This is a genomic window from Hymenobacter setariae (assembly GCF_007713685.1).
GTDB lineage: Bacteria > Bacteroidota > Bacteroidia > Cytophagales > Hymenobacteraceae > Hymenobacter > Hymenobacter setariae.
The window spans coordinates 189,093-215,991 of the sequence record NZ_VMRJ01000004.1 but is presented as its reverse complement, the minus strand read 5'-3'; the positions used below and the strand labels follow the sequence as shown (position 1 = coordinate 215,991).

Annotated in this window: 27 protein-coding genes; 10 read left to right on the top strand and 17 right to left on the bottom strand. The window is 59.5% G+C overall.

The window, feature by feature from the left end; translation table 11 throughout:
* Positions 1-26: 26 nt before the first annotated feature.
* The 5 genes from FNT36_RS15800 to FNT36_RS15780 form a co-directional block, all read right to left on the bottom strand.
* A complete protein-coding gene (locus tag FNT36_RS15800) occupies positions 27-1,004 on the bottom strand; it encodes a Ppx/GppA phosphatase family protein (RefSeq protein WP_144849672.1) in 978 nt (325 codons plus the stop codon).
* 229 nt (positions 1,005-1,233) lie between these two features.
* Complete coding sequence (locus FNT36_RS15795; RefSeq protein WP_144849670.1) at positions 1,234-4,968, bottom strand: hypothetical protein; 3,735 nt, start codon at positions 4,966-4,968, stop codon at positions 1,234-1,236.
* Between the two features lie 55 nt (positions 4,969-5,023).
* Positions 5,024-5,713 carry an SIR2 family NAD-dependent protein deacylase gene (locus FNT36_RS15790; protein WP_144849668.1) on the bottom strand — a complete coding sequence of 230 codons (690 nt, stop codon included), beginning with the start codon at positions 5,711-5,713 and terminating at the stop codon, positions 5,024-5,026.
* A 67-nt stretch (positions 5,714-5,780) separates the two neighbouring features.
* Positions 5,781-6,647 carry a hypothetical protein gene (locus tag FNT36_RS15785; protein WP_144849666.1) on the bottom strand — a complete coding sequence of 289 codons (867 nt, stop codon included), beginning with the start codon at positions 6,645-6,647 and terminating at the stop codon, positions 5,781-5,783.
* A 109-nt stretch (positions 6,648-6,756) separates the two neighbouring features.
* Positions 6,757-7,668 (bottom strand): DUF58 domain-containing protein, encoded by a 912-nt coding sequence (locus FNT36_RS15780; RefSeq protein ID WP_144849664.1) that lies wholly within the window; start codon positions 7,666-7,668, stop codon positions 6,757-6,759.
* Between the two features lie 39 nt (positions 7,669-7,707).
* On the opposite strand from FNT36_RS15780, the gene FNT36_RS15775 reads away from it, so the two are divergent.
* The gene (locus FNT36_RS15775; protein ID WP_144849662.1) at positions 7,708-8,115 is read left to right on the top strand and encodes a DUF4296 domain-containing protein; all 408 of its coding nucleotides are present in this window, start codon (positions 7,708-7,710) and stop codon (positions 8,113-8,115) included.
* Positions 8,116-8,162: 47 nt separating this feature from the next.
* Here the strand turns inward: FNT36_RS15775 and FNT36_RS15770 are convergent, their stop codons facing one another.
* The 7 genes from FNT36_RS15770 to hemG form a co-directional block, all read right to left on the bottom strand.
* Complete coding sequence (locus tag FNT36_RS15770; protein WP_144849660.1) at positions 8,163-8,495, bottom strand: tRNA-binding protein; 333 nt, start codon at positions 8,493-8,495, stop codon at positions 8,163-8,165.
* Positions 8,496-8,554: 59 nt separating this feature from the next.
* The gene (locus FNT36_RS15765; protein WP_144849658.1) at positions 8,555-9,115 is read right to left on the bottom strand and encodes a DUF922 domain-containing protein; all 561 of its coding nucleotides are present in this window, start codon (positions 9,113-9,115) and stop codon (positions 8,555-8,557) included.
* A 107-nt stretch (positions 9,116-9,222) separates the two neighbouring features.
* Positions 9,223-10,629 (bottom strand): MATE family efflux transporter, encoded by a 1,407-nt coding sequence (locus FNT36_RS15760; RefSeq protein ID WP_144849656.1) that lies wholly within the window; start codon positions 10,627-10,629, stop codon positions 9,223-9,225.
* Between the two features lie 164 nt (positions 10,630-10,793).
* Positions 10,794-11,747 (bottom strand): L-histidine N(alpha)-methyltransferase, encoded by a 954-nt coding sequence (egtD, locus tag FNT36_RS15755; protein ID WP_233635966.1) that lies wholly within the window; start codon positions 11,745-11,747, stop codon positions 10,794-10,796.
* An 80-nt stretch (positions 11,748-11,827) separates the two neighbouring features.
* Positions 11,828-12,754 (bottom strand): TerC family protein, encoded by a 927-nt coding sequence (locus FNT36_RS15750; protein WP_144849651.1) that lies wholly within the window; start codon positions 12,752-12,754, stop codon positions 11,828-11,830.
* An 80-nt stretch (positions 12,755-12,834) separates the two neighbouring features.
* Positions 12,835-13,578 (bottom strand): polyprenol monophosphomannose synthase, encoded by a 744-nt coding sequence (locus tag FNT36_RS15745; RefSeq protein WP_144850765.1) that lies wholly within the window; start codon positions 13,576-13,578, stop codon positions 12,835-12,837.
* Positions 13,579-13,758: 180 nt separating this feature from the next.
* On the bottom strand, positions 13,759-15,099 hold the full coding sequence (hemG, locus tag FNT36_RS15740; protein WP_233635965.1) for a protoporphyrinogen oxidase: 1,341 nt from the start codon (positions 15,097-15,099) through the stop codon (positions 13,759-13,761).
* 22 nt (positions 15,100-15,121) lie between these two features.
* Here hemG and FNT36_RS15735 point away from each other — a divergent pair, with 22 nt between their 5' ends.
* Positions 15,122-15,625, top strand: coding sequence for a D-glycero-alpha-D-manno-heptose-1,7-bisphosphate 7-phosphatase (locus FNT36_RS15735; RefSeq protein WP_144849647.1), 504 nt, complete (start codon positions 15,122-15,124; stop codon positions 15,623-15,625).
* Between the two features lie 130 nt (positions 15,626-15,755).
* Here the strand turns inward: FNT36_RS15735 and FNT36_RS15730 are convergent, their stop codons facing one another.
* The 3 genes from FNT36_RS15730 to FNT36_RS15720 form a co-directional block, all read right to left on the bottom strand.
* Positions 15,756-16,664, bottom strand: a complete 909-nt coding sequence (locus tag FNT36_RS15730; protein ID WP_144849645.1) for a TIGR01777 family oxidoreductase — start codon at positions 16,662-16,664, stop codon at positions 15,756-15,758.
* Between the two features lie 156 nt (positions 16,665-16,820).
* Entirely contained in the window at positions 16,821-17,507 is a 687-nt protein-coding gene (gene folE / locus FNT36_RS15725; protein ID WP_233635964.1) for a GTP cyclohydrolase I FolE, read from the bottom strand.
* Complete coding sequence (locus FNT36_RS15720) at positions 17,488-17,907, bottom strand: 6-pyruvoyl trahydropterin synthase family protein (protein ID WP_144849643.1); 420 nt, start codon at positions 17,905-17,907, stop codon at positions 17,488-17,490. Before FNT36_RS15720 ends, folE begins: the two co-directional genes overlap by 20 nt.
* Before the next feature lie 222 nt (positions 17,908-18,129).
* Between FNT36_RS15720 and FNT36_RS15715 the strand changes: the two genes are divergently transcribed.
* The 3 genes from FNT36_RS15715 (at position 18,130) to FNT36_RS15705 (ending at position 20,485) form a co-directional block, all read left to right on the top strand.
* Positions 18,130-18,837 carry a hypothetical protein gene (locus FNT36_RS15715; protein ID WP_144849640.1) on the top strand — a complete coding sequence of 236 codons (708 nt, stop codon included), beginning with the start codon at positions 18,130-18,132 and terminating at the stop codon, positions 18,835-18,837.
* Positions 18,838-19,021: 184 nt separating this feature from the next.
* Positions 19,022-19,435: a hypothetical protein gene (locus FNT36_RS15710; protein ID WP_144849638.1), complete on the top strand. Its 414-nt coding sequence runs from the start codon at positions 19,022-19,024 to the stop codon at positions 19,433-19,435.
* 114 nt (positions 19,436-19,549) lie between these two features.
* Entirely contained in the window at positions 19,550-20,485 is a 936-nt protein-coding gene (locus tag FNT36_RS15705) for a D-2-hydroxyacid dehydrogenase (protein WP_144849637.1), read from the top strand.
* On the opposite strand, the gene FNT36_RS15700 is transcribed toward FNT36_RS15705, so the two are convergent.
* The gene (locus FNT36_RS15700) at positions 20,482-21,015 is read right to left on the bottom strand and encodes a hypothetical protein (RefSeq protein WP_144849635.1); all 534 of its coding nucleotides are present in this window, start codon (positions 21,013-21,015) and stop codon (positions 20,482-20,484) included. The two genes, FNT36_RS15705 and FNT36_RS15700, sit on opposite strands and share 4 nt — an antisense overlap.
* Positions 21,016-21,325: 310 nt before the next feature.
* Between FNT36_RS15700 and FNT36_RS15695 the strand changes: the two genes are divergently transcribed.
* The 3 genes from FNT36_RS15695 to FNT36_RS15685 all read left to right on the top strand — a co-directional run bounded on the left by FNT36_RS15695 (position 21,326) and on the right by FNT36_RS15685 (position 23,675).
* Entirely contained in the window at positions 21,326-21,685 is a 360-nt protein-coding gene (locus tag FNT36_RS15695; protein ID WP_144849633.1) for a hypothetical protein, read from the top strand.
* A gap of 36 nt (positions 21,686-21,721) precedes the next feature.
* A complete protein-coding gene (locus FNT36_RS15690) occupies positions 21,722-22,618 on the top strand; it encodes a PAS domain-containing protein (protein ID WP_144849631.1) in 897 nt (298 codons plus the stop codon).
* 82 nt (positions 22,619-22,700) lie between these two features.
* A complete protein-coding gene (locus FNT36_RS15685) occupies positions 22,701-23,675 on the top strand; it encodes an NAD(P)H-quinone oxidoreductase (protein WP_144849629.1) in 975 nt (324 codons plus the stop codon).
* Between the two features lie 85 nt (positions 23,676-23,760).
* Here the strand turns inward: FNT36_RS15685 and FNT36_RS15680 are convergent, their stop codons facing one another.
* On the bottom strand, positions 23,761-24,246 hold the full coding sequence (locus FNT36_RS15680; protein WP_144849627.1) for a TlpA disulfide reductase family protein: 486 nt from the start codon (positions 24,244-24,246) through the stop codon (positions 23,761-23,763).
* Positions 24,247-24,372: 126 nt separating this feature from the next.
* On the opposite strand from FNT36_RS15680, the gene ispG reads away from it, so the two are divergent.
* Both ispG and FNT36_RS15670 read left to right on the top strand, forming a co-directional pair.
* A complete protein-coding gene (gene ispG / locus FNT36_RS15675; protein WP_144849625.1) occupies positions 24,373-26,382 on the top strand; it encodes a (E)-4-hydroxy-3-methylbut-2-enyl-diphosphate synthase in 2,010 nt (669 codons plus the stop codon).
* Between the two features lie 3 nt (positions 26,383-26,385).
* Positions 26,386-26,895 carry a hypothetical protein gene (locus tag FNT36_RS15670; protein ID WP_144849623.1) on the top strand — a complete coding sequence of 170 codons (510 nt, stop codon included), beginning with the start codon at positions 26,386-26,388 and terminating at the stop codon, positions 26,893-26,895.
* Positions 26,896-26,899: the final 4 nt, after the last annotated feature.

Below are 26,899 nucleotides of genomic sequence, written 5' to 3'. Positions count from 1 at the left end.
CAGCGCCCTTTTTTAGTACCTAGAACTTATACGAGGGGACCGTTTTCCACATCGGGTACCGGCAGAATGCTAGGGTGCACGGTGGGACTGATTTCGTCGAAGTACTGCTCGAATAGAGCTTGCAGCATTCCATCCTTCAGGCCAATGTCGGGTACTATCATGCTGCTGACGCCGGCCCAGTCCATAGCTGAAAGGTAGATGTGGCCGGCGGGCACTATTACGTCGGCGCGGTCAGGGTTGAGCATGGCCACGTTCACGCGCTCGTTCATGGTCAGCTTACCTAGGCGCTCCAGAATGGCTTGCACGCTGCGCTTGGTCACGGGCTTGTTGGGCGCGGCCGGCGACATGCTGTAAATCTTGTTGATGTTGCCGCCTGTTCCAATGGCCCGCGTGACGTGGTAGCGCCGGGCGTTTTCGCGCACCCAGGCTTCCATACGCTGCCAGAGGCCGTTCATTTGCTCCACGGTGCGGCCGCTTTCCTCCTGCTGCATGCGGCGGATGGAGCCAATTTCGAACGACTGCGCGGCCACCTTGCGGCGGTCGTGGTAGATGTTGAACTCGGTGCTGCCGCCGCCCACGTCGATGTGCAGGTAGTGGCGGTTGTCTTCGAGCAGGTGTTCGATTACGCGGTTGATGTATTCGGCCTCGGCTTGGCCGTCGATGACCCGGATATCAAGGCCTAGCTCCTGGCGTACGCGCTCGGCTACTTCGGCCCCATTAGCGGCAGTGCGCATGGCAGAGGTAGCACAAATGAGATGGTGCGACACCTCGTGCACCTCCATCAAGAGCTTGAGCGAGTGCAGAAACTTGACAAATTTGTCGGCCTTGCGCGCCGGAATAGCGCCGGTAGCAAACACGTCTTCGCCGAGGCGCAGAGGGTAGCGCACATACTCGACGCGCTTGAGCCGGTAGCGGCCATTAAAAAAAAGCACCGCCGAAATCTGGCAGCGCACGGCGTTGGAGCCGATATCGATGGCGGCTAATTTGGTAAGCTGATACTCCATAGACCGCAGATTCAAACGGATTTTTAGGATTTCGCAGATAGACTTGCTGCGCAAGCGGGCTATGCGAAGGAATGACGATTAAGCTGCAAAGTTGGGGCGCGCAGGCCATTTGTGCTGCTTATGTTGCCTATAGTACAGCGCGCCCTCCTAAAAGTTGGCTTCGTAAGCACTCAGCCTGCGGCCGATAGGCTGAGTGCGGAATCCTAAAAATCCGTTTGAATCTGAGCCTCTATTTGTCAATGCGGAAGCCTAGGCCGAACTGAATCAGGCTATTTTCTTCTGATAGCTGGTACGACACGGAGAAGGCCAGCGTCTCGACCACTGGCGCTAGGTAAAAGCCGCCACCATAGCCACGGTGCCAGCCACCCGGCGAGGCGCCCTGGTAGTACACGCGGCCCTGGTCGTAGAAGCCAAACAGACCGTAGTAGAAGGGCAGGAAGTGGTTTTTGCTTTGGCCTAGGGCAAAGCGCAGCTCGGTGTTGTAGTAAAGGCTGGCGTCGCCGCTGAAGCGGTTGCGGTAGTAGCCGCGTAGGTTTTCGGCCAGGCCCAGACTGGTGAGCTTGTAGAAAGGAATGTGGTCGGAGTTACCGTAGTTTTTGGCGCCGCCCCCGCGTAGCGCCAGCGTAATCGGAATGCCCAGCCGGGCGGTACCTAGGTACTCCGCAGACCCCTGGGTGAGGCCATAAAACTCCTGGTAGCCCGTCAGCTGGCGGTACGAGTCGTGGCGCACTACCAAGCGCACGCCTCGTTGGGCAAATACCCGGCGGTTGCGCAAGTCAATGTCGAGTAGCGCGTTCAAACCGACTAAGCGCTGAAAGTCGGCGTTGGGGCGGGTATTGTCCTGGCTGGGCAGCTGCTGGCGCAGGTCTTGGCCGAGCTGGCTGTTGTCGTCGTAGCTTGACGTGTAGTACTCATACGCTGGCCCAACGCGGAAAAGGCTACGTTGCCAAAACGTGCGCTCAGCAAACGCATTCACCGTGATGCCTTTGTAGCGGGCGCGGTAAAACTTGGCGTCGTATAAATCCTGGTTCAGGACGGTGTTATTGCCAATGCCAAAGAAATTGTAGAAAGGGAAATAGCTGCCGTAGTTTACGGCCCCGCCAATATCAACCTTGCCAATGGCGTGGCGGTGGCTCGTGCTGGCCGACAGCTGAAACTGGCCGCCTGTGGAGGTTTGCAGCGCAAAATCGTAGCGGTGGCTATAGTCAGGCTTGCGGAAGCCTTGCCGCACAAAGCCTAAGCCCAATGACAAGCCTACGCCGTCGTTGCGGTTGTAAAACAGACCTAGGCGCGGGGCGTAACTATTAAATTCGAAAGCCTCTCGGTCGTAGAGGTTGACGGTGCGGCTGGTGCTGCGGTGGTCGTCAGTCTCGGGGCCGCGGCTCAGGTCGGTGCCGGGCGTGTCGTATACTTTGGTGAGGCGGCGCAGGCCACTGGCGCGGCTGTCGTCGGCGATGTGGTCCTTGCCCGCGCCCCCAATCACGCGCACCATAATGCTGCGCCGCCCGCCCTGCCCCGTTACTTGAAAGATATCCTGCCCATCGAGGCCATAAAGGCAGATTTCCTTGGTTTCCTGGGGCTCAAACGTGCGGTCGAATAGGGCTGGGCCGCTAGGCTCCTGGGTGTCGCCCCGGCGCCCAAACTCTTGCACACGCACCCGACCACCGGCCAAGCGCTCTACTTTGAAAATTTCATCCTCGTTAGAGCCTACTACATCTACGCGCCGGGCCAGCAGTCGGTAGTAGCGGTCCACGGCGCGCGGCAAGGCCTGAATACGGGCCTTGAGTTTGCGGTTGATGTCCTGGCCCGACAGGCCCTGAATCTCGGTGGGTAGCGTGGCGGTGGCTTCGTCGATAACGGCGGGCGTGAGTTGCTGCTGCAAGTACGTGGCGGCCTGCTGCCAATCTTGGCGGGTTAGGCTTTGCAGCAAAAACCGGTCGAGGTGGCGGGCCGGCCAGTTCAGGCTTTTCATGTCATGAAACTCAGCCTGAAAGTCTTCGATGCTCGGCACGGCCCACTCGCGGTTGGCAATGTATGTTAGTAGCCCGTTCCAGAGTGTAAACGACTGGTCGCGGTCGCGCGGAATGGGCTTATAGATAGTGCCTTTGCCCTTGCCTTGGTCGTAGCCGGCCCACTTCCAGTTGTCTTCGTGCTTGCCAAAGTCGGCCACCAGCATGTCAAAAACGCGGGCGCGGGCCAGGTTGGGCGCATCTACCCGGTTGTCGTGGTTTTTGTAGAGCTTGCGAAAGAAGCTGTACGAGCGCGTCACTTCATCAGCATTGCCGAAGCCCGGCAGGTTGGGCTTGGGGTCCTTAGGTCGGTCTTCGAGCGTGCCGAGCAGGCCAGCGTAGTCCTGGCGGTAGGGGCCCAGCTGGTCGTTGTCGGGCAGCCGAAACAGGCGCGGTCGGGCGTGCAAAATGTCCGTGTGGTCGAGCATAGCGCTGATGGGCAGCGCCGAATAGGGATTGGCCGTGGCCGTAATATCCTTCAGAATAGGCGCTACAAACGAATTGCGCAGCTCGGGCGGCAAGATGTTCGTCACGTCCTTATCTACCGACCGAAACACATACTCCGAGCTGTCGGCCGCGATGAGCTTGAGCGAAGTAGTTTGGCGCCCACCGCCCCGGCCAAAGGGCCGTAAGCCGCCTTTTTCGGTACCTAGGTCTAACGTTTTGACCTTCACAGGCTGAAGCCACGAGGTGCGGTAGAGCGGCCCGATGAAGAAGCGCTTGCTACCACCAGCCTTATACTCGGGCCCGGGCGCTACCACCGTCGCGGCCGGCATAGGCACGTTGGGCCGGCGCTCGGCGGGCGTTTGAGCCACGCCGGGGCAGTCCACGATAAAAGAATTGGTCGGGATGCCCGAAGCCGTGTCGGTGGCGCAGGGCGAGCGAAACAGCGTGCCCACGTAAGCTTCCGTAGCCGGCTGGCTCTCGCCCTCGAAGGCGTAGAAGTGGTTTTTTACCGTGCCATCGGCAAAGTATTCTAGCGTGGCGTAGCCCTCTTCTTTCTTGTTATAAAGCGCTGTATTGCTGACTCCCACGTGCTGGCTGCTGGCAAAGCTGCCGGCCACTAGGTGGTAATTACCCTGCAAGGGCGTGAGCTGCAATGAGAAGTCGTGCGAGGCGGCGTACACCACGCCGGGGTTGCTTTGTAGCGTGTTTAGCAGCTCTTTGCGCAGAGCTTGGTAGCCGGGGCTAGCGAGGTCGCGGGGCGTGCCCACGTTTTGGCGGTAGGCGGCATAAATGGTACCTAAGACCGGCGGGCTGAGGTGGCGGCTCAGCGGCTCGTGGCCGCCGTACACGCCGTTGGTCACCACGGGGTGGTGGCCCACTAACAGCAGGTTTTTGCCCTTGGTATCGTCAATGAGGTCTTGCAGCTGCTCCCGAAACTCCTCCTGAGTCAGCGTTTTGCAGTCGGTGTCAGGTGCCTCCGGGCGGTCGTAGGGATGCGTAAACCAGGGCGTATTCAAGGCCACCAGCCGCACCAGTGGGGCCACGTCAACTACTTCGGGGCCGGGGCAGCCATTGGTGGGCAAAAAGGCGTTTTGGCCCGGCAGCTGCTTTTCGATGTATTTCTCTAAGCGGCGCACCGCCTTCAGGCCATCGCGGCCCGAGTTGGCCCAGTCTTTATCGCCGGGCAGGAAGTAGATTTTGCCCAGCGGTAAGTCTTTTACCAGCGCAATGAGGGCATCGGCTCGGCTGCGCTCGGCCTGCGAAAGAGCGGTGTCTTTCTTGGCCGCCAGCCCTTCATTGGCCACAATATCGCCTAGGTGCACTACCGTAAAGGGCGTGGTTTGGCGGGCTAGCGTTTGATGCAGCGCTTGCAGCCGAGCAGTGGGCAGCTCGCCCTGAGCGGTATTGCCGAGCAGAAATACGGTGTGGGCTGGCGGGGAAGTCTGGGCAGAAAGAGAGGTAGTTGCCAGCCCTAGGGCGGCTAGTGAGGCGAGGAAAGATTTGAGCATAAGCTACCGGAATAGGGCAGTACTTACGCAAAAAGGTTTCGCTAAGGTTATCGCGCTACTGCTCGGCCGCTAGTTCGCGCAATACTTGCGGCACGCCTACACTGGCGGTCTCCACCACGTAACGCACGCCACGGCCCGTCACCTCAGGCTGGTGCGGGTCGATGACGTACACCGGGCAGCCGGCGGGGGCATAGTGCAGCAGCCCAGCGGCTGGATATACTTGTAGCGAAGTGCCCACCACTAGCAGTGCGTCGGCCGTGCTGGCTATTTCGGCGGCTTCCTCAATGGCCGGCACCATCTCGCCAAACCACACGATATGCGGGCGCAGCTGGCTGCCGTCTGGGGCGAGGTCGCCGACGTTGATATCACCGTCGCAGTAATACACGGTGGCCTCATCGGCCACCGAGCGCATCTCGTTTAGCATGCCGTGTAGGTGCAGCACCTGGGTCGAGCCAGCGCGCTCATGCAGGTCGTCCACGTTTTGAGTGATGATGCTGACCGTCCAGCCCGGCACTTCCTCGAAGCCGGCCAGGGCCAGATGGGCAGCGTTGGGCTCTACCTCGCGGGCCTGTGCCCGGCGCTTGTTGTAGAAATCGAGCACCAGCGCCGGATTGCGGGCAAAGGCTTCGGGTGTGGCCACGTCCTCGATGCGGTGCTCTTCCCAGAGCCCATTGGTGTCGCGGAAGGTACGAATACCACTTTCGGCCGATACGCCAGCCCCGGTGAGTACTACTAAATGAGGCATATAACTATTGAGTAATTAGCAAATAATAAGGCGCAGAGTGCATGCTGCTGGCCGATAAATCTAGCGGCTAGCCTGCCGACACTAGTTCGTATTGCTGCTCGGCAAAGTTGCGCAGGCGCTGAAAGGCGGCGTCTATTTCTTGCGCGTCTTCGCTCAGGAGGTTGCCGTATACTACGCGGTCGGTGGCGCGCAGGGCGCGGCGCACGTCGTCATTGTTATCGAAATGCTCGACTAGCTCCTTGGTCGTGAGCGAGCTAAGGTTAGTGTCTTCCAGGCTGGATAGGTAGTTTTTCCAGAGCACCACTACCCGCTCGGCCACCGGTGCCGAGCGCGAGAGCGTGAAGCGCTCGGCATGGCGCGCAAACTGCGCCAGGAAATACACGTGGTTTTTGCGGCGCTTATAGAGCTGGTAGCGCCGCCGCCAACGTCGGCCAAAAAGGGCGGCCACGCCAGCTGCCAGCAGCAGCAGCCCCGCCAGCCCCGCCACCCAAAAAGGATAGTTAAAGGCTGGCTCCAGCGGCAGTTGCCCTAGGTCTTGGCGTAGCGGCGGTGGACCGCCTGCTGTGCTACTTAGGGCTGGCGCTGTGCGCCGCAGCTGTACCTGGGCGGTGGGCGGCAGCAGGCGCAGGGTATCGGTGGCACCGCGCAGCACTAGCACCGGTAGCTGCAGCGCTTGCACTGGCGCCAGCGAAAACGTGCGCAGGTGGTACACAGTGCGGTCAAGGCTGCGGCCGTTGCGTGTGCGGGTGGGCAGCCAGGTGCGCCCCACGTACTCAAATGGCGCAAAGCGGGCCAGTGAATCGGGAAATATTACTTCTTCACTAGCCGCGTGCTCGTAGCGCAGTTCATAGTCGAGCGGCTGGCCTACGGCTACTTCTGCACGCGAAAAGCTTGCCTTAGGTCCTTGCGCATAGGCTGCACTGCTCAGTAGCATACCAGCCAGTAGCCATGCAGCACAGCGTTTGGCAGCGTTTCTCACCCCGATTAATCCCGCAAAGCTGTTCGCCAACTCATCCTTCATACCTAAAAAGCGCATAACTCATCTAGTGCCCCCGCCGCTGAAACAGTCCCACCAGCTGCGGCACAAAATCTTGGTCGGTGCGCAAAGCCAGAAAGCCTACTTTTTGGCGGCGGCACAGCGTCTGCAAGGCCTGCTGGCGGGCTGCCGTCTGGGTGGCATAGCTGGCCCGGAAGCTCGGCGCCGACGTATCGACCCAGCGCAACGTACCGGTTTCGGCATCGCGCAGCGGCACGATACCTAGGGCCGGAAACTCAGTTTCCTGCGGGGCCTGTAGCTGCACCACTAGCAGGTCGTGCTGGCGGGCCAGCATGGTGAGCTCGCGCTCGTAGTGCTCATCTATGAAGTCAGATATCAAAACCACTAGGCTGCGCCGGCGCAGTAAGCTCAGGGCCAACTTAATGCCCGCGCTCAGTCCTGTGTGCTGTGATGCCGGTGTCAGTGCAAAAAGCCGTTGAATGAGCACGTAGGCCGCGCGCAAGCCCTTGGCGGGCGGCAGGTACAGCTCTTTTTGGTCGGAGAAAGCGAGCATACCCAGGGCCGAGTCTTGGCGGGCAGCCGAGAGGGCCAGCAGCCCGGCTAGGTCGCGGCCCACGTCGAGCTTACGCTGGCCGCTGGCGGCGTGGCCCACGCGCTGCGAGGCGCTCACGTCGAGGGCCACTAGTACCTGCTGCTCGCGCTCTTCCTTATAGGTTTTTACAAACGTGCCGTGGCCTTTGCTGCTCACGGCCCAGTCGATGGCCCGCACCTCATCGCCGTATTGGTAGAGGCGCACGTCGTCAAATTCGAGTCCCGTGCCCCGAAATACCGACCTGAAATTGCCTTGCAGCTGGCTTTCCACAGCGTGACGCATCCTGATTTCGAGGTGGCGCAGGCGGCGCACCAGCCCCGCAAGGCTGGCCGGAAAAGAGGTGGAAGAGGCGTCGGGGGTGGGCATGATACTGGCGAAGCTACGGATGCGTCGTTATTTTTGGGAGTGAAATACGCTCGTTTCCTCGCGGCCCGAACTGGGCAAGTTTTCCTTGGCCTGCTGCTGGCCCTGCTTACTGGCTGCGATAGGCCGGAAGAAGTGAAGCCACCGCCGCAGCTGCTTTCGAAACAGGAAATGGCTAGCCTGCTGGTGCAGCTGCATTTACTCGAAGCTCGGGTCGAGTCGAGCCGCCTGACGCCTGACTCAGCGCGGGCATTGTTTCAGCAGCAAAAGCGCGAGATTTTGCGCAAAAACAATATTTCGGAGAAAGACTCGGTACTGCCGCGCAGCTACCGGTTCTATGCCATAAACAACAAGGACATGGACGAAATTTATAAAATCGTCATTGACTCCTTGGAGCACCGCGCCAATAAGCTCAATGGTAGCACCACGCCTTCGCCCCAGCACCCCTAGGAGGCAATGAACAACTTCAGCCTTGTTTGCAGGCTGTTAATTGTTCATTAATGCAAGCGGCTACCATTGGGCACGGTCGCTGCCAATGCGGCCAGCACGGTGTGGCCCTCGGCATCGGGGGCACCTACTACTAGCACTTCGGAGCGAAACGGACCAATCTGCTTGGGCGGGAAATTGACTACGGCCAGCACCTGCCGGCCCACCAGCGTGGCCGGCGTGTAGTGGTGCGTAAGTTGCGCGCTCGATTTTTTAATGCCGATTTCGGGGCCAAAATCTAGCACCAGCTGGTAGGCTGGCCGCCGCGCTTGCGGAAACTCGCGCGCTTCCAGAATGGTACCGGCGCGCAAATCTACTTTTTCAAATTCTTCCCAAGTAAGCATGAGTGGGCAGGGCACTGCGGCCCTAGGTAGGTGAACCTAGCAAAAATAGCCTAGAGCACTTACGCGTCTTTGTCGGCGAAGGCGGCCAACTCTAGCAGCTGCTTCTGCACCTGAGCTTCCCACAGGGCCTGCTGCTCGGGCTTGAGGCCGTGGTTGGTGTCGCGGTCGTACTGGTCCTCGGCCTTGGCCCAGTCGGCATAGACGTCTTTGCTGAGGCGCTGAAACGTGGGCCCTAGGTCGGCGCAGGGAATGCTAACGCCGGCCAGCTTCTGGCGCAGGCGGCGGGCATACACCTCCGTGATGTCGAAGTGCAACTGCTCGTGGCGCAGCAGCTTAGGCGTGATGGTGGCCGGGTCGCGCACCCACGACAGGGTGGGGTCGAAGGCCGCCTGCACGTGGCCGCTAAACTGATTGCTGCGGCATGCTACCTGCGCCACTATGGTAGCCGAGGTAAGGGCCGCATGGGGCTCGGCTGGCTTGGGGCGGCCTTTAAAATCGGCTAGCACCAGCGGCCGGCTGGCCGACCAATGCAAGCTGCCACCCGGAATAGTTTGGGCCGAAGCAACCGTTGAAAAACCAGCCAGCAGCAAAAGCGCGCCGGCAAAAACCTGATAGAGCATGAGCAGAAGAAATGGCAAAAACCGTCTTGCTGCCAACGCTGGCGCGCTCTAAAAAGTGTCGGCTAGGTGAAGCGTAATATGGCTGCCAGCCCAAGCCGCTTGTGGCCCTAGCCGGCTGGCTGGCCTAGCACGAGGGTAGCTTCGGCGTCCATCAGCAGGCCAGCATCAGTGGGGCCAGTTGGGGGCAGCGCGCCGGGCTGGCTCTCGCGCCGGAAGCGTAGCAGCAGCACCACAGCCACCACCGAAAGACCAGTGAGCAAACCCAGCCACACGCCCACGGCCCCTAGGTGCAGCCCGAAGCCTAAGTAGTAGCCCAGCGGCAGCGCAATGGCCCAGTAAGCCAACAGCGCTACCACCGAGGGCACTTTCACATCTTCGAGCCCGCGCAACGCACCTAAGCCCACCACCTGCAAGCCATCCGACACCTGGAAAGCGGCCGCGATAGTCAGCAGTGTGGCCGCTTGTGCCAACACCAGGGGGTCGTGGTTGTAGAGCGGTGGAATGACGTGCCGCATGGCCAGTAGTAGCAGCCCCATGGCCACCATAAAGCCAAAAGCCAGCCAGTAGGCCGCAAAGCCCGCTTGGCGCGCTTCGGGCAGGTCGCCGCTGCCGCGCAGGTTGCCCACCCGGATGGTGGCCGCCGCCGCAATGCCCGTTGCCGCCATGTACGTCACCGAGGCCACGTTGATAGCAATCTGGTGGGCCGCTTGGGGCGTCACCCCAATCCAACCTATCATCAGATACGACACGCTGAAAGCGCCTACTTCGAGCATCATTTGCATGCCAATGGGCAGCCCGAGGGCCAGTTGCCCGCGCAGCTCGTCCAGGCCCGGCCGCAGCCACTGGGTGGCGTCGGCGGGACGCCGGCTGCGTAGCTGCTCGCTACGCAGTACAAACTGTGCCATGAGCACCGCCATGCCAATGCGCGAGAGCAGCGTGGCCCAGGCCGCACCCATCAGCCCCATAGCTGGGGCGCCGAAGTGCCCGAAAATGAGCGCGTAGCACAGCAACGCATTCACCACATTGCCCGCAATAGATAGTTGCATGGCCTGCTTGGTGAGCCCTAGGCCCTCGGCCCACTCACGAAAGCCCTGAAACACCATCATCGGCAGCAGCGACAAGCCCACCACACGCACCCAGGGCGTGGCCAGCGCCACCACTTCGGGCGCCTGCCCTAGGTGCGGTAGCAGCAACGGCAGCAGCTGGCTCAGGCCCAGCAGGGCCACGCCCACTAGGGTGTTCAGCCACACGGTGCCCACCAGCAAGCGGCCCAAGAACTCTTCGTCGCCGCGCCCATTGGCCGCTGCCACCCGCGGCACCGACCCCATGCTGATGCCCAGGCCCAGTACCAGCAGCATGGTAGTGGTGCTCACGCCCATGCCCACGGCGTCGAGCGGCAGCTTGCCCAACTGGCCCACCATCACCGAGTCGCACACGCCCACCAGCACGTGGCCGAGCTGGCTGAGAACGACGGGATAGGCAAGCAGTAGGGTAGGACGAATGTGCTTTTTCAAAACGAATCGATTTTATAAGGTATTATAACTAAACGTGTCATGCTGACGAAGGGAGCACCTCGCGTGGCCAACTAACCTCTAGGTATAGAAATTACTGCGCCACGCGAGATGCTGCCTTCGTCAGCATGACACGTTTGTATTATTTCTGAAGCTATAGCGCAAATTTACGCTCGCGCCAGCACCACGTCGGCAAAGTCGCCGGCTTCGTCCTGGAAAACCTCGACCACACGCATACCTGCTGCCTTGGCTAGCTCCGCAATCTGGGAGAGGGTAAACTTGAAGGAATTTTCGGTATGAATGGCCTCCCAAGCCGCAAAGTCGAAGGCTTGCCCACCTAGGGCGGCCACGCGCACGGTTTGGGCGCGGCGGCTCACCAGCCACGAGCGCATGGCGCCGGTGCTGGGGTCGTAGTCGGGATAGTGTTGCCAGGCTTCGAGCTGAAAATCAGCACCTAGCTCGGTGTTGAAGCGGCGCAGCAGGTTCAGGTTGAACTCGGCCGTAACGCCCTGCGCATCGTCATACGCCGCCCGAATGCGGCGCGGGTCTTTGCGTAGGTCGAAGCCCACCAGCAGGCGGTCGGCGGCAGTGAGCGGGGCCGCTAGCGCTTGCAGAAAATTACGCTGCTCATCGGGTTCAAAATTGCCGATGTTAGACCCTAGGAACAGCACCGCCTTGGCGCCCGGCCGCTGGGCTAGGGTGGTGAGGGCGGCCGTGTACTCGGCCGCCAGCGGCTCGGTGGGTAGGGCAGGTAACTCCTCACGCAGCGAGGCCACTAATTCCTCTAGCGCCGAGGGTGAAATATCGACCGGCACGTAGGTGAAAGCGGCTGATTGCGCGAGCAATTCGCGCAGCAGGATTTTGGTTTTCAAGCCGTCGCCGGCGCCTAGCTCTACTACAGCCAAGGGCTGGCCAGCGCTAGTGCCCGCTTGCAGCGCCTGCACGATGGCCGCGCCCTGCGCCTGAAAGATGCTAAGCTCAGTGCGGGTGGGGTAATATTCGGGCAGGGCCATTATCTGCTGAAACAGCCGGCTGCCCGCCGCATCGTAAAAGTATTTAGAAGATAAAGACTTAGGTGTTTGGGCGAAGCCGTGGGCTACGTGGTCGGCCAGAGAAGACAAGGGAGCAGAAAGAGGAAGTGAAACGTCGGAATGGGAAAGCTGCAAAGGGCAGAATATGTTGGGCCGCGTCGCCCTAGGTGCTACTCAGCCTGCTTCTTCGGCCACAGCAGCGAGGCCGCGATGGAGCCTAGCAACAGCACGCCCACCGCGCCGAGCGCCACGGGCATCGGAAAGGGGTAGATATCCTCGAGCAGCAGCTTAGCGCCAATAAAAATCAGAATGAGCGCCAGGCCATAGTGCAGGTAGTGAAACAATTGCATGAGGCTGGCCAGGGCGAAATACAAGGCCCGCAGTCCCAGCAGGGCAAACACATTGGAAGTATAGACTACAAACGTATCGCGCGAGATGGCCAGAATGGCCGGGATAGAATCGGCGGCAAAAACCACGTCGGTAGTTTCTATTAATACTAACACTACCAGCAGTGGCGTAGCAAAGCGCACGCCCTCGCGCCGCGTGAAAAACTTGCCGCCATCGAGCTGCCGGCTGATAGGAAGATGCCGCCCCAAGAAGCGCACAATGGGGTTGTTTTCGGGGTCGATTTCGGGTTCACTGTTGCTGCTCAGCCCCATCCGCACGCCCGTGTACACCAGAAAGGCACCTAGGACGTAGAGCAAAAAGTGGAACTTGGCCAACAAAGCCGCCCCCGCCAAAATAAAGATGCCTCGCAACACCAGCGCCCCCAGCACGCCCCAAAACAAGATGCGGTGCTGATACTCAGCGGGCACTTTGAAGTAGGTGAAAATGAGGAGGAAGACAAACAGGTTATCCACGCTCAGGGCCTTCTCGACGAGGTAGCCCGTAAGCCACTGCACACCCGCCTCGTGCCCCATAGTATGGTACACGAAGTAATTGAAGCACAGCGATAACGCAACCCAAAAGGCGCTCCAGCCCAGTGCCTCCTTGAGCTGGATGGCGTGGGCCCGGCGGTTGAACACCAACAAATCGAGCAGCAAGAGCCCGATTACGAACAGATTAAAAAGAATCCAGAACAGCGGGGTATTTTCCATACGGCAATAAGTAACCTCTACGGAAAAGTATGGCTTAAGAATGACAAGGTAGGAATTTTGTCATTTTCGCCGCCCTAGGTCTAACTAGTTGGGAGCCGGCGCGGCGGATGCACCCAGCTGCTGAGCTTCATTTGAATGACGCCAAATAGGGCCTCTTTGAAAATGCCCGACGACATTTTAGACTGCCCCCGCGTACGGTCGGTGAAGATAATCGGTACTTCCTTGACCCGGAACTTCAGGCAGTAAGCCAGCCACTTCATCTCTATCTGGAAGGCGTAGCCCACGAAGTGAATCTTGCTCAAGTCGATAGCGCGCAGCACAGGGGCCGCGTAGCACTTAAAGCCCGCCGTAGCATCGTGGATGGGCATGCCCGTGATGGCGCGCACGTACTTGGAAGCGAAGTACGACATGAGCACCCGGCTCATAGGCCAGTTTACCACGTTCACGCCATCGCTGTAGCGCGAGCCGATGGCTAGGTCGTAGCCCTGCACGGCGCAGGCCTCGTGCAGGCGCAAGAGGTCTTGCGGGTTGTGCGAGAAGTCAGCATCCATCTCAAACACATAGGCATAACCCCGCGCCAGCGCCCAGCGGAAGCCGAAGATATAGGCCGTGCCCAGGCCCTGCTTGCCGGCACGCTCTTCCAGAAATAAGCGGCCCGCGAACTCACCTAGGAGCCCGCGCACGATGTTGCCGGTGCCGTCGGGCGAGCCGTCGTCGATAATTAGAATGTGAAAATCCTTGGGCAGGCTTAGCACCGCCCGAATAATCAGCTCAACATTTTCCCGCTCGTTGTACGTCGGAATCAGGACCAGTCCGGCGGCCATTGTACTCATTGCGGGCAAAGATAAGGCGGGTGGGTAGGTGGTAGGTGAAGCCACGAGCAGTAGGCAAGTATACTCGCGCGAGCAAGTACTAGCTAGTTAAGCTTCCTTCGCATGGCAAAAGGATGCTAAAACAACATGGAAAATTGCATGCCTGTGCCTAGGAGAGGCAAAAAAGCTGCGTTAAGCCTTGCTGCCAGCTAGCTCGCGGCTCACGTTGCGGGCATGCTTCACGCAATCGGGCACGCTCACGCCGGCTTGCCAGTTGGCCACAGCCACGATGCCCGTTGCTGCGAGTGGTGCAAAAGCCGCCCGCGCTGCGGCCAGGTGCTGGTCGAACTGCGGAATGCTGCGCGGCCAGTAGTAGCGCCCCTGCCAGCGCGGCGCGCCCTCGATGCCGTAGAGCTGGCTCAGCTCTTGGTGCACCGCGGCCAGCTGCGTGGCCTCGGGCTCCTGTGCCTGCCGGGCAAACTGCGCCCCACCCACAAAGCTGGTAAACAGCACCTGCCCCGCCGGCACACGGTCGGGAAAGAGCGAGCTGGTCCAGATAGAGCCAGCTGAATAGGTGCCCTCTACTCGCGGGTTGAGCGCCCCGAAGCCCACTAGCGGGTGCGTCACGGCGGCCCGGTCGTAGGCTGAGTACACCAGCGTCATGGGCGGGTAGCGCACGGTGGCCAACGCCGTGGCTGCTGCCGGGTGCAGTGGGCGCAGCAGCTCGGCGGCGGCATAGGTAGGCACAGCCAGCGCCAGGTGCGAGTAAGTGGCGCCTAGGTCACTTTGGCCGGTGGCTGCCACCGTGTACTGGTTAGGAGCAGGCTGGCTAATGCCGGTGATGGCATGCCCTAGGTGGTAGTTGGTAAGGCGGGCGGCCAGGGCGTCGGTAAGTGTTTGCACGCCGCCGCGCAGCGTGATGGTGCGGCGGCGGGCGCCGCCCTTTCCTTTTTGCGAAGCCGCAAAGCCGCGCAGCACCGAGCCGTACTGCTGCTCTAGAGCCGCCAGCTGCGGAAATGTAAGCGAGAGCAGCAGCTCCTTAGGGTCGCCGGCATAGATGCCCGCCACAAAGGGATTGACGGCATAATCGACCACCTCGGGCCCAAAGTGACGCTCGAAAAATGAGGCAATGGTTTCGCCGGGCACAGGCGGCGCGGGGCGTCGCAACAGCTCACCTAGGAGGCGCAGCTTGGTTTTGAGACTGAAAAAAGAACTGGTAAGTAGCTTGGGTGGCGAGGCCGGCAGCGCTTGGTAGGCGCCGTGCCGTAGCACGTAGCGGTGCTGGCTCACGGGCGCGGCTTCCTGAATGGCATCCTGTAAGCCTAGCTCAGTCAGTAGTTCTTCTAGCTCGGGGCTGAGTAGCAGGGAATTGGGGCCGGCTTCGAGCTGGTAGCCGGCTAGGTCCTGCGGCGAGTGCAGGTTGCCACCAGGCCGCTCGCTGGCTTCAAACAGGTCGTAGGCCACGCCCGCTTGCTGCAGGTAATAAGCCAGCGTGAGCCCCGTGAGCCCGCCGCCGATAATGGCAATGCGCATGCCGCAAAGGTACCTTCGCCCCATGAACCGAGCCATATTTCTGGACCGCGACGGCGTACTCAATGAAGAACTAGGCGATTACGTCTGGACGCCCGAACGCTTCCGCATCGTGCCCGGCGTGCCCCAGAGCCTGCGTCGGCTCAAGGCCGCGGGCTACCACCTCATCGTCGTCACCAACCAGGCCGGCATTGCCAAAGGCCTCTACACCCGCGCCGATGTGCAAGAGTGCCACAGCATTTTGCAACAGTCTTGCGGGCATATCATCGACGCACTGTACTTCGCTGAGAATCACCCATCGGTGAGCGAATCTATCTTGCGCAAGCCCGATTCGGGAATGCTCGAAAAGGCTATCGCCCGCTTCGCCATTGACCCCGCCGCCAGCTGGATAGTGGGCGACCGCGCTCGCGACCTCGAGGCTGGCGCTAGGCTAGGGGTGCGCGGCATCTTGGTAGGCCATAGCGAGGTGCTGGCCTACTCGCCCCGCGTAGCCGATTTAGCGGCTGCTACCGAGCTGATTTTGAGTTAATGCATGAAGCCTACCCTGGCGAGCAAAGCGAAGTCATCGCAGCAGGACAACCCATGCAGGGACCTCCTAGGTGCGATGGCTTCGCTTTGCTCACCAGAATAGGCGCGTTGTTAATGCGCCCCTGGCAGTATTACTCGTAGAATGACTCTAGTGCTGCCTTCAGCAGCGGATATTCAAACTGAAAGCCTTGGCTCAGCACCTTGTCGGCGCTCACGCGCTGCGAGCCCAGTACTATCTCACTCATTTCGCCCATCGCCAGCTTGAGGCCGAAGGCAGGCACCTTGGGCAGCACCAGTGGGCGGTGCATCACCTGGGCGAGCGTTTCGGTAAATTCTTGGTTCGTGACGGGGTTGGGCGCCACGGCGTTGTATTCGCCTTGCCACAGCTCGTCGTGCACCATCTGGGCTAGTAGGCGGCACATATCGTCAAGGTGAATCCAGCTCATGTATTGTCGGCCCGAGCCCAGCGGGGCGCCAGCTCCGTAGCGCACCGTTTTAGCGATGGGCACTAGCGCGCCGCCCTCTGGGCTGAGCACGATGCCAATGCGCGGCAGCACTACCCGAAGCCCTAGGGCCCCAATACCGCGCGCGGCGGCTTCCCACTGCAACACCACATCGGCCAGAAAGTCGTCGGCTGGAGCGGCGGTAGGCGAGTTTTCGTGGAGCAGCTCATCGCCGCGGTCGCCGTAGATGCCGATGGCCGAGGCCGATAGCAGCGTGCGCACGTGGTGGCCGGGCTTGGCCAGTTCGCGGTGCAGCAGCTCTAGGCCATCGAGGCGGCTGCGCAATATCTCGTGCTTGCGGCTGGCCGTCCATTTGCCTTCGGCTACGTTGCTGCCGGCTAGGTTCACTACACAGTCGGCGTAGGGTAAGGCGGCTGGATCGATGGTGCCGGCCGCGGGGTCCCAGCCGAAAAGGCGGTAGTGGCTGCTTTTGCTGGGCTCGCGCGTCAGGAGTGCCACGTCGTGGCCGTGGTCGAGCAGCAGCTCGGCCAAGCGCTGGCCTATCATGCCTGTGCCGCCAGTGATGAGGATTTTCATAATAGGAGTGAGCTCAAGCAGTTAGTAATAAGAGAAGGAACGACGAAGCAACCCTTCTTTCACGTGGGTGTGTTAACCTGAACGTAAAAGAAAGGTTGCTTTGTCGTTTTTCTTCGCAAGAATAAGCCTAGGTTAAAGCGAGTTAGGTCCGGCTACTTACTTGCCAATCTGGCGCAGGAACTCAGCGCGCAATTGGGCATCTTCCTGAAAGCGGCCGCCATACTCGCTGGTGAGCGTTGAGCTGCTGGTGTCATTCACGCCGCGGCTCATCACGCACAGGTGGTCGGCTTCGATGAGCACGGCCACGTCGGGGGTACCTAGGCTGTGGCGCAGGTGCTCGGCCACTTGGCGCGTGAGGCGCTCCTGCACTTGCGGGCGGCGGGCATAATACTGCACCACGCGGTTGAGCTTGCTGAGTCCCACCACATGCTTGCCCGGCAGGTAGGCCACGTGCGCCTTGCCGATGATGGGCACAAAGTGGTGCTCGCAGCACGAAAACACCGTGATGTCGCGCTCTACCAGCAACTGCTGGTACTCGTAGCGGTTCTCAAACAGGCGCACCTCGGGCCGGTGCTCCGGGTTGAGACCCTTAAACCACTCTTGCACAAACATTTTGGCTACCCGGCGTGGGGTGCCTGCTAGGCTATCGTCGGTGAGGTCAAGCCCTAGCTCGTCCATAATAGCCCGAAAGTGGCCGGTTATGGCTTCTATCTTCTCCTCATCGGGCTTTGCAAAAGCATCGGCGCGCAGGGGCGTGCGCAAGCCGGGCGGCAAGTGGTCATCGGGGCCAAGCCCGGTAAGGTGGTCGGTGTGGGCCGGCGAGTTAGGCTCCTTCTCCATCATATTCTACAAAATTACGGTCTGTCTCGTAGAGCGTGACCGCGAGCTTTAGAGTGGCGGGCAGCACAGGACGCAGCCGCCGCCAAATAACGAGCGCGATGTTTTCGGCCGTTGGGTTCAAATCTTTAAAATCCGCAACGTCTAGGTTCAGGTTGCGGTGGTCGAAGCGGTCGAGCACCTCCCGCTTCACGACGGTGCTCAGTGCCTTCAAGTCGAAGACGTAGCCCGTGTCGGGGTCGGTAGGCCCAGTGAGGCGCACCACTAGGTCGTAGTTGTGGCCGTGGTAGTTAGGATTGTTGCACTTGCCAAATACCTGCTGGTTGCGGGCCTCGTCCCAGGCCGGGTTGTGCAGGCGGTGGGCCGCATTAAAATGCTCGGTACGGCAGATGGTGAGCTCAGGCATAGGAGGCTTAAACTAGGGTAGGAGACTTTTGTTCGGCAAACCAAGCGGCGTTGTGCTACGCTCTTGATTGTATTTAAATAATAAAAAATCGGACTAAGAAAAAAAATTATAGAATTCTTGGTTTTGCACAGAATAAAGCACTTAAATTTGACCACTCGAAAGCATTAGCGGGTAATGTGACTTAGTATTATCTAATTTTCTACTTTAATTTTTTAAATCGTTATGAACCGAAAAATACTGTTGGTGCTCTTGCTGGTACTGGCCGGCCTGCGCGTATCGGCCCAGCGTTCGCCAGTCGATGAAGCCGACATGTCGATAAACAATATCCCACGCAAAGGTCAGCGCGTGAGCCTACAGCTCGACAACAAGCGCGTGGAGACGTCATGGGTAAAGCAACTCACCGAGCAGTTTCCGGGGAAGGTAAAGAATAACAAAGGGGTAGTGACGATGGATGGTGTAGTTATCCCCGAGATTTCGGCTACACCAGTACGCGTAATCAGCCGCGTCGATGCGTTGCCCACCGGCACCGGTGTGTGGTGGAGCATCGACCTCGGCAATGCCTACCTAGGGCGCGAATCGACCCCCAGCCAGTGGAAAGCCGCTGAGAAATACCTCAAAGACTTTGCTCGCTCGATGTACCGCGAAGACTTGATGGCCCAGATTGCAGATGCTGAAAAAGCACTTGTAAACTCTCAGAACAACAACATGTCTGTTATCGAGAAGTCCAACACCATCAAGAAGGACATCGAGAAAAACAAAGCGCGCAAAATCGAGATTCAGCAAATGCTGGCCGCCAACGCCGCTGAGTTGCAGCAGTTCAACAACATGATTGACACCAACTTGAAGGAGCAGGAAGCCGCCCGCGCCGACATTGTGAACATGCGCGTGGCCCTAGAGGCCGTGAAAGAGCGCATGACGAAGATTGAATAGCCTAGTAATTTTTACCTTTCGCTCTACTACCGATAGCTAATTCTATTTTAAGGTTGATTATCAAGAAGCTGCCGCCTTACACCAGGGCGGCAGTTTTCATTTGTGGGGCCCGCAGCGGCCAACCTCAGAGCGTTGCTTTCCGTTTGGGCAAGGCAGTAACCTCCCTCCCCATTCCCCTGACCCCATGGAAAAGACCGCAGTGCAGCACCAGGTACACCTGGAAGGCGCCATTAAAATACTAACCGGCGACCTGCAAGACGAAGCCGGCAAAGCAGGCATCGACAACCAGCTACAGCGCTGGATTGAAGACCTCAAAGCTGCCCACAACCCAGAGTTTCATAGCCTAGTAACCGACCTGCAAGCGCTGAAAGCCCTGCTGCACGGTGGCACCTATAACGGTGGCCAAGTAGGACACCTACTACACCACCTAGGTACCGAAACTGCCCGCGTAGCGTCGTTCGCCGAAGGCAACACCCGCCCGCACGTAGAGAAACTGAGCGCTGCTCTAGTGGCCGCAGCCGGCCAGCTGCAAGGCAACGACACTACGCCCGAAGAAGACCTCAAAAACGACAGCCGCGGCATCGACCGCCAAGCGTAGTAGTCTGGGTTGAAATGCTATAAAGCAGGCATCTGTGAGAGATTCATGGGTGCCTGCTTTCATTTTAAACACGTTTTTGAGGGAGTGCAACGACTCTGCTCGTAAGACCTAGCTATGAAGATTTTTGTTTTTACGGCCCTCGATGAAGCGGCCCGTACCTACTTGCGGCAGCAGCTGCCGGCTGAGGCCAAAGTGTCTTTCAAAGAAGAGACCGGTGCCGGACAGCCACCAGCTGCCTTCCAAGAGGCCGAGGTGCTCCTAGGTAACCCGCCACCCGCGTGGCTCACGGCCGGCCCCCTTCCCAAGCTACGCTTCTGGCAAATAGATTCGGCGGGCTTTGACCGCTACAAAGGCGTGCATCTGGCCGTGCCAGTGGCGAATATGGGCGATTTCTTTGCCTGGGCCTGTGCTGAAACCATGGTAGCCGGCTTGCTGGCGCTTTATCGCCGCTTGCCCGAGCTAGTGCTATTGCAAGAAAAGCAACAGTGGGTAGGTGCTGAGGTGCGTGGCCGCCAAGGCTTGCTGCGCGGTAAGCGTGTAGTGATACTGGGTGCGGGCACTATTGGGCAAGCTGTGCGCGAGCAGCTTAGTGGTTTTGGCTGCGCGGTGCAGCTGCTGGCTCGCACCGACCCGCAGGCGCAACTGCACTCAAAAGAGGAGCTGGCCGCTGCTCTGCCCGAAACCGATGTAGTAATAAACTGCCTGCCTGGCAGCGCCGATAAGTTTTTCTCGGCCGAGCTGGTGGCAGCCATGCGCCCCGACAGCATTTATGCCAGCGTAGGCCGCGGCAACACTACTGACGAGCCAGCGCTCATCGAAGCGTTGCAGGCTGGCCGCCTAGGTGGGGCAGTGCTCGACGTGACGGCCACCGAGCCCATCCCGCCCGGCCACCCGCTCTGGACTTTGCCTCATGTGCTGCTAACCCAGCACACGGGCGGCGGCCAGCCGCGCGAGGCCAAAGGCAAAATCGACCAGCTCATTCGCAACCTAGCGCACTTGCGCGCCGGCCAGCCGCTAGAAAACGTGGTGGACCTAAGCGCGGGCTATTAGGCTTGGGTTTGCTCAGGGGCGGTGGGCTTGGCAAGCAGTTCTTGGGCCTCCTCGTCGGTAAGCACCACGGCGCCCGTATCGCCATCGGGGAAGATGAGACGGGCCGCGGCGTGGCGCAGTTCATCTACGCGGGCTAGGGTATCGGCTACGGTGGGGTTGGCTTCAAGCTTAGCGAGCAGGCCGCTGGTGCGCGCTACGTGAAACATTTTTTCGAGCACGAAGGGCAGCACCCACCCCGCCACATTGGTGAGGAAGGCGCCGCGCAGACCTAGGCGCAGTAATAGCCGGGCCGTCATACGCTCGAGCAGTAACGCCCGGGCGGCGGGCAGTGCCTTGTCGGCCAAGAAGTCGATAACCAGCCGGGCGTGGCCGTTTTGCACCTCGGTGTGTAGCACCTCCTGCACGGCATCGAGGGCGCGCTGCACGAGCTGGCGAAATAGCCGGCCGGTTTGGCTGGCATGGCGACCCGCCTGGCGGGCGGCACCGGCTACTTGGCTAGGTAGCCCAACCGGAAAAGAAAAGCGTTTCATGCTGAAAAATAAACGAGCCCAGTGCCTAGGTGCGCCGCTACGGACACGGGTAGCTGCGTATACGGCGGGTAGGAGCGGTTCGACGCGCAAGATGCACTACTATTCAAGCCCAAGCGAGGGGCCAGCCATTTGCAAAACCTTCACCAGGCGCAGATTGTCTGTTGAGATTGCAAGGCCCGCTGTTAAAGCCGAACTATACCACCTCGCCTTGGGTTAAGAAAGGCACTGCCAGGAGGCCCCGGGCCAACCTGTTCAGTTTATTTTCGTTACGCGCTTTATGCTCCCGGTGGTGTCTACCGGTCTTACGCTTATGTCTGATTTGCTACTCGATGTCAATCTACAGCAGGTGCCCGATGACTACCTCTCTGGAGCGTGGCGGGTGGCCCACCGGGTGCTCAACCGGGCCGACCCAGCCAGTGCGCTGGCTCAGGCTACTAACCTAGTGCTAGGTGGCCAGCTGCTTGAGTTGCAGGCACCTGACCAAAACGAAACCGGTAGCTGGGCGGTGCAGCGCGACGAGCTGCTCAATCGCCCTTACTTGCGCATGAACCTACCTACCGAGGAAATGCGCGCCTTGGTTACGCGCCTGCGCCGCACCACCGACGGTGCCCGCGCCCAGCTAAATCTATACTTTAGCTCGGGCCTGGAAATGCAGCTCGACCGTCCGTAATCCATTGTCAAGAAATAAAACGTTATTGTTTTTGCCGTGGCTACCCCCCTTCCTGTGCCTACCCTGCCGACTTCGATAGAAAGCGAATTCCATTTTTTGGCCGATTTTATTCCGCAGTTGGTGTGGATAACTGACCCTACGGGCAACCACATTTACTTCAACCAGCGCTGGATTGACTACACCGGCTATACGCTGGCCGACAGTGTGGGCCCCGATATGTGGAACAACCTGCTGCACCCTGACGACCGCGCCCGTGCTCGCCAGGTGTGGGGGCACTCGCTGGCCACCGGCGACAACTATGAGATTGAGTACCGCTTTAAGTCAAGAGAAGGCGACTACCGCTGGTTTCTGGGCCAGGCTCTGCCGCGGCGCAACGAAGCGGGGACCATCGTAACGTGGTTTGGTACCTGCACCGATATTCACGACCAGAAGCTGGCTGCTGAGGCGCTAATCGAGCGTGAGTCGGAGTTTACAACCCTAGCCGACAATGTGGCGCAGCTATCGTGGATGGCCCGGCCCGATGGCCACATCTATTGGTACAACAAGCGCTGGTACGACTACACGGGTACCGACCTAGCCGCAATGGAAGGCTGGGGCTGGGAAAAGGTACATCACCCCAGCTTTGCTAAATCCGTGGTAGAGTTTGTAAGCCAAGCTTGGGCTAAAGGCGAGCCGTGGGAACTAACGTTTCCGCTGCGTGGGCAAGATGGCGAATACCGTTGGTTTTTGACCCGCGCCGTGCCCATCCGCGACGAACAAGGCCATACTGTGCGCTGGCTGGGTACCAACACCGATGTGACGGAAATGCGCCAGTTGCAAGAGCAGCTACAAAACTCCTACGCCGACCTAGAAGCCAAAGTCACCTTCCGCAACCTGGAGCTGGAGCACGAAGTGCAAAACCTACGCAAGCAGCTGGAGACACGCACGGCTTAAGTTTGAATTTAGGTAAGTAACTAAGTGAGCGGTGGTTGACTGCGTAAGCAGCCAGCCACCGTTTTTTAGCGTTTAAGCCCACATGAACGCTATTACTATCCAAGCGCCCGGAGGCCCCGAGGTGCTGCGCCTACAAGAAACTTCTCGCCCTACACCCGCCGCCGGCCAGGTGCTGGTGCGCGTGCACGCCGCTGGTGTCAACCGCCCCGATGTGCTGATGCGCCAAGGTAAATACGCCGGTAGCGGCGACGTAACGGGCATGGTGCCCGGCCTCGAAATAGCCGGCATCGTCGAAGCGTGCGGCCCCAATACGCCCCGCTGGCAGCCCGGCGACGCTGTGTGTGCCCTGTTGGCAGCAGGCGGCTACGCCGACTACGCGGTAGTAGACGCCCGCCACTGCCTGCCCGTGCCCGCTGGCCTAGGTATGGTAGAAGCCGCCGCGCTGCCCGAAACCGTGTTTACAGTGTGGCACAACGTCTTTCAGCGTGGCCAGCTACAGCCCGGCGAAACGCTGCTGGTGCACGGCGGCAGCAGTGGCATCGGCACCACAGCCATCCAGCTAGCGCGGGCTCTAGGTAGCCGCGTGGCCATCACGGCTGGTGACGAGGCCAAGTGCCAGGCCTGCCGCGACCTAGGCGCCGAATGGGCCATCAACTACAAAACCGATGACTTTGAGCAGGTGCTCAAAGAGGTTGGCGTCGATGTAATTTTGGATATGATAGGGGGCGACTACACGCCCAAAAACCTGCGCCTATTGCACGACGACGGCCGCCTGGTATTCATCAACGCCATGCAGGGTGCGCAAGCTGAGTTCAACGCCCTGCAGGTAATGAGCCGCCGCCTCACCATCACGGGTAGCACTCTGCGCCCTAGGTCGGCCGACTTCAAAGCCGCGCTGGCCACTGCCATCGAGCAACACGTGTGGCCGCTTATCGCCGCCGGGAAATTTCGCCCTATCATTGACCGCACCTTCTCGCTGGCCGAAGCGGCCGCCGCGCACCAACGCATGGAAAGCAGCGCCCACATCGGCAAAATCGTGCTGCAGATAGCGGAGTAGTAAGCTATAAAAGTCTCGCTATCACATCACCTAGGGCGCTGTTTTATGAGTATGCTTCAGGAAGCTCAGGAGGGCAACGTTGCGGCTATAGAAACTTACGTAGCTCTGCCGTAAGCTCGAGGGCTGTGACCGCGTGCTCAAACGTGGCCCGTTTTTGAGTTTTGTTATTAAAAATCAAGGTGAACGGGATAGAGCCTGACCACTGCCGGTCTACCTTGTGCAGCCAGGTATTGGGGTCGGTTTCATCGAGCAGCAACACCTCCGATTTAAGGCCGTGCTTCTGCACGAAGGGCTTCACCTTTTTTTCGAGCTGCGCGACATAGTCAAGGCTCACGAGGATGAATTTCACTTTTTTACCCGCTTGCGCGGCGCGCACTTTCTCAAGGCCGGCCATCTCTTGCACGCAGGGACCGCACCAGGTAGCCCAGAAATTGACGACGTAAGTTGTGTCGCTGGGGCGGGCGAGGCGCTGCTGCAAAGCCGGAAACTTGAGCACGGCTACGCGTTGGGCGAAGCTGGGCACGGCCAGTAGCAGCCCGGCACTGAGAAGCAAGAAAGAAGACCTAGGCATAAAAACCAACGAAATAATAATCTTGCCAGACAGACAAGCAGGCTGGCCTGGAAGTTGCGCCCACGAGCCCAGCCGTACCTTTGCGGCAAGTCGCAACTTTCGCCTTTCGGACGCAGTTTTTAGGTTATGAATAAGCAGTATTGCCCCAGCCTTACCGAGTATAAACGCCGTGTGGCGCGGGTAGTTAATATTGGGGGCGTGCCCCTTGGCGGCGACTATCCCATCCGGGTGCAGAGCATGACCACCGTGGATACCATGGATACCCTAGGGTCGGTGGAGCAGACCTTGCGTATGGTAGAGGCCGGCTGCGAGCTGGTGCGCATTACCGCACCCAGCGTAAAAGAGGCCCAGAACTTACTGGAAATCAAGAAGCAGCTACGGGCGCGTGGCTGCAACGTGCCACTTATTGCCGACATCCACTTCACGCCCAACGCCGCCGAGCTAGCCGCCCGCATTGTGGAGAAAGTGCGCGTGAACCCCGGCAACTACGCCGATAAAAAGAAATTTGAGGAAATCAACTACACCGACGCCAGCTACGCGGCCGAGGTCGAGCGCATCCGTGAGCGGTTCCGGCCGCTGGTGAAAATCTGCAAGCAGTATGGCACCGCCATGCGCATCGGTACCAACCACGGCTCGCTGTCCGACCGTATTCTGAGCCGCTACGGCGATACGCCGCTCGGCATGGTAGAGTCGGCGCTGGAGTTTTTGCGCCTCTGCGAAGAAGAGAACTACTACGATGTGGTGCTGAGTATGAAAGCCAGCAACACCCAAGTGATGGTGCAAGCCTACCGCCTGCTAGTGCAAAAGCTTGACGAAGAGGGTCTACAGCCCTACCCGTTGCACCTAGGCGTGACTGAGGCCGGCGAAGCCGAAGATGGCCGCATCAAGAGCGCCGTGGGCATCGGCACGCTGCTCGAAGACGGCCTAGGTGACACTGTGCGCGTGAGCCTCACCGAAGCGCCTGAGCACGAGGCCCCGGTGGCCCGCATGCTCATCAACCGCTACACCAGCCGTGCCGCGCTGGCCCAGCCCATCAAGCCGCTGGTAGGGGAGGAGCCCATCAACCCGTTCCAGTATTACCGCCGCCACACGCACGAGGTGGCCAACTTTGGCGGTCTCAATGTGCCCCGCGTGGTGGCCGATTTGTCGCGCCTGCCGCAGCTCGAATACGCTGACCTGCGCGCCGCTGGGCACCTGTACTCGCCTTTTCTGGATAAATTCCAGATGTCGGACCTAGGGGCTGACTACATCTACACCGGCGAGCGGCCCGTGCCCTTCATGCTGCCTAACGGCTTGCGCGAAATTGTGAACTATCCGGCCTGGGTTGATGGGGGCCGCCGCCCCGAGCAATACCCGCTCATGACGGCCGACCGCTACATGGCTGATGCGCATCCCAATACGTCGCTCGTCAACCACCCGCAGCTCAACTTCCTGCTGCTGACCCTCGACGCGCTCGACGCTCCGCTGCTGGAGCGCCTGCGCCAAGACCCCACTGTGGTGCTGGTGCTGCACAGCCTCAATGCGCACGCCATGCCCGAGATGCGCCGTGCCTTCTTCGAGCTTATCAACCACGGCATTACCTGCCCAGTACTGCTCGACCACGACTACCCCGCCCAAGCTGCCGAGCAAACCCAGCTCGACGCAGCCACCGACCTAGGGGGCCTGCTCATCGACGGCCTCGGCGATGGCATTGTGCTCGGCACCAGCCGCCTGCCCGCCGACTACACCCAGGCGCAGTGGCTCGATACAATTGATAGTCTCAACCAGTTGAGCTTCGGTATTTTGCAGGCGGCTCGTACCCGCATGAGCAAGACCGAATACATCAGCTGCCCTAGCTGTGGCCGCACGCTCTTCGACTTGCAGGAAACCACCGCCATGATTCGCAAGCGCACCGACCACCTCAAGGGTATCAAAATCGGCATCATGGGCTGCATCGTGAACGGCCCCGGCGAAATGGCCGACGCCGATTACGGCTACGTAGGCGTGGGTAAAGGCAAAATCGCCCTTTACCGCGGCCAGGAAGTCATCAAGAAAGCCGTGCCCGAAGAACGCGCCGTAGACGAGCTAATCGAACTCATGCGCGAGGATGGTAAATGGATAGAAAAGGAAGTAGTAGGCGAGCCAATGGGGGTGTAGCGTATGCTAGACGCCGAAAAAATGCAACTAGCCTTGCAGGCAAAAGAGGCTAATCCACACCGTTACGTCGAGCCCTTACGGGAGGAAAATGCGGCTGTACTGCGAGACCTTGGCGCAAGCCCAGAGGCGCAAACGTTTTTCGCTCAATTCTCCTTCGATATGAAAATGAAGGCCGGAGAATTCACGTTCATGCAAACCAATTGCCTGAAGAAAAACTGTGATTGGGACGAAGACTTCAAGCGGGCACTACACACGAATTTGCTCCTTGTAGGCAGTAGTCTCAACGGCGATATGGTAACGTTAGATTTGCTCGATTACCAGGCAGGTATTCTATTCCACGATTACTTCTGGGAAAAGCCAGAGGAAGACCCTCGAAAATATTTAATCAAAATGAATTGTTCGCTTGGGCAGTTCTACTGGAACTCCACCTTTATAGAAGGTTATCCCATAGATGCTTATGAAGCAGCCGCTTATATGGGGTCAGAATTTGCTGGCTATAGCGACCTAACATAAGAAA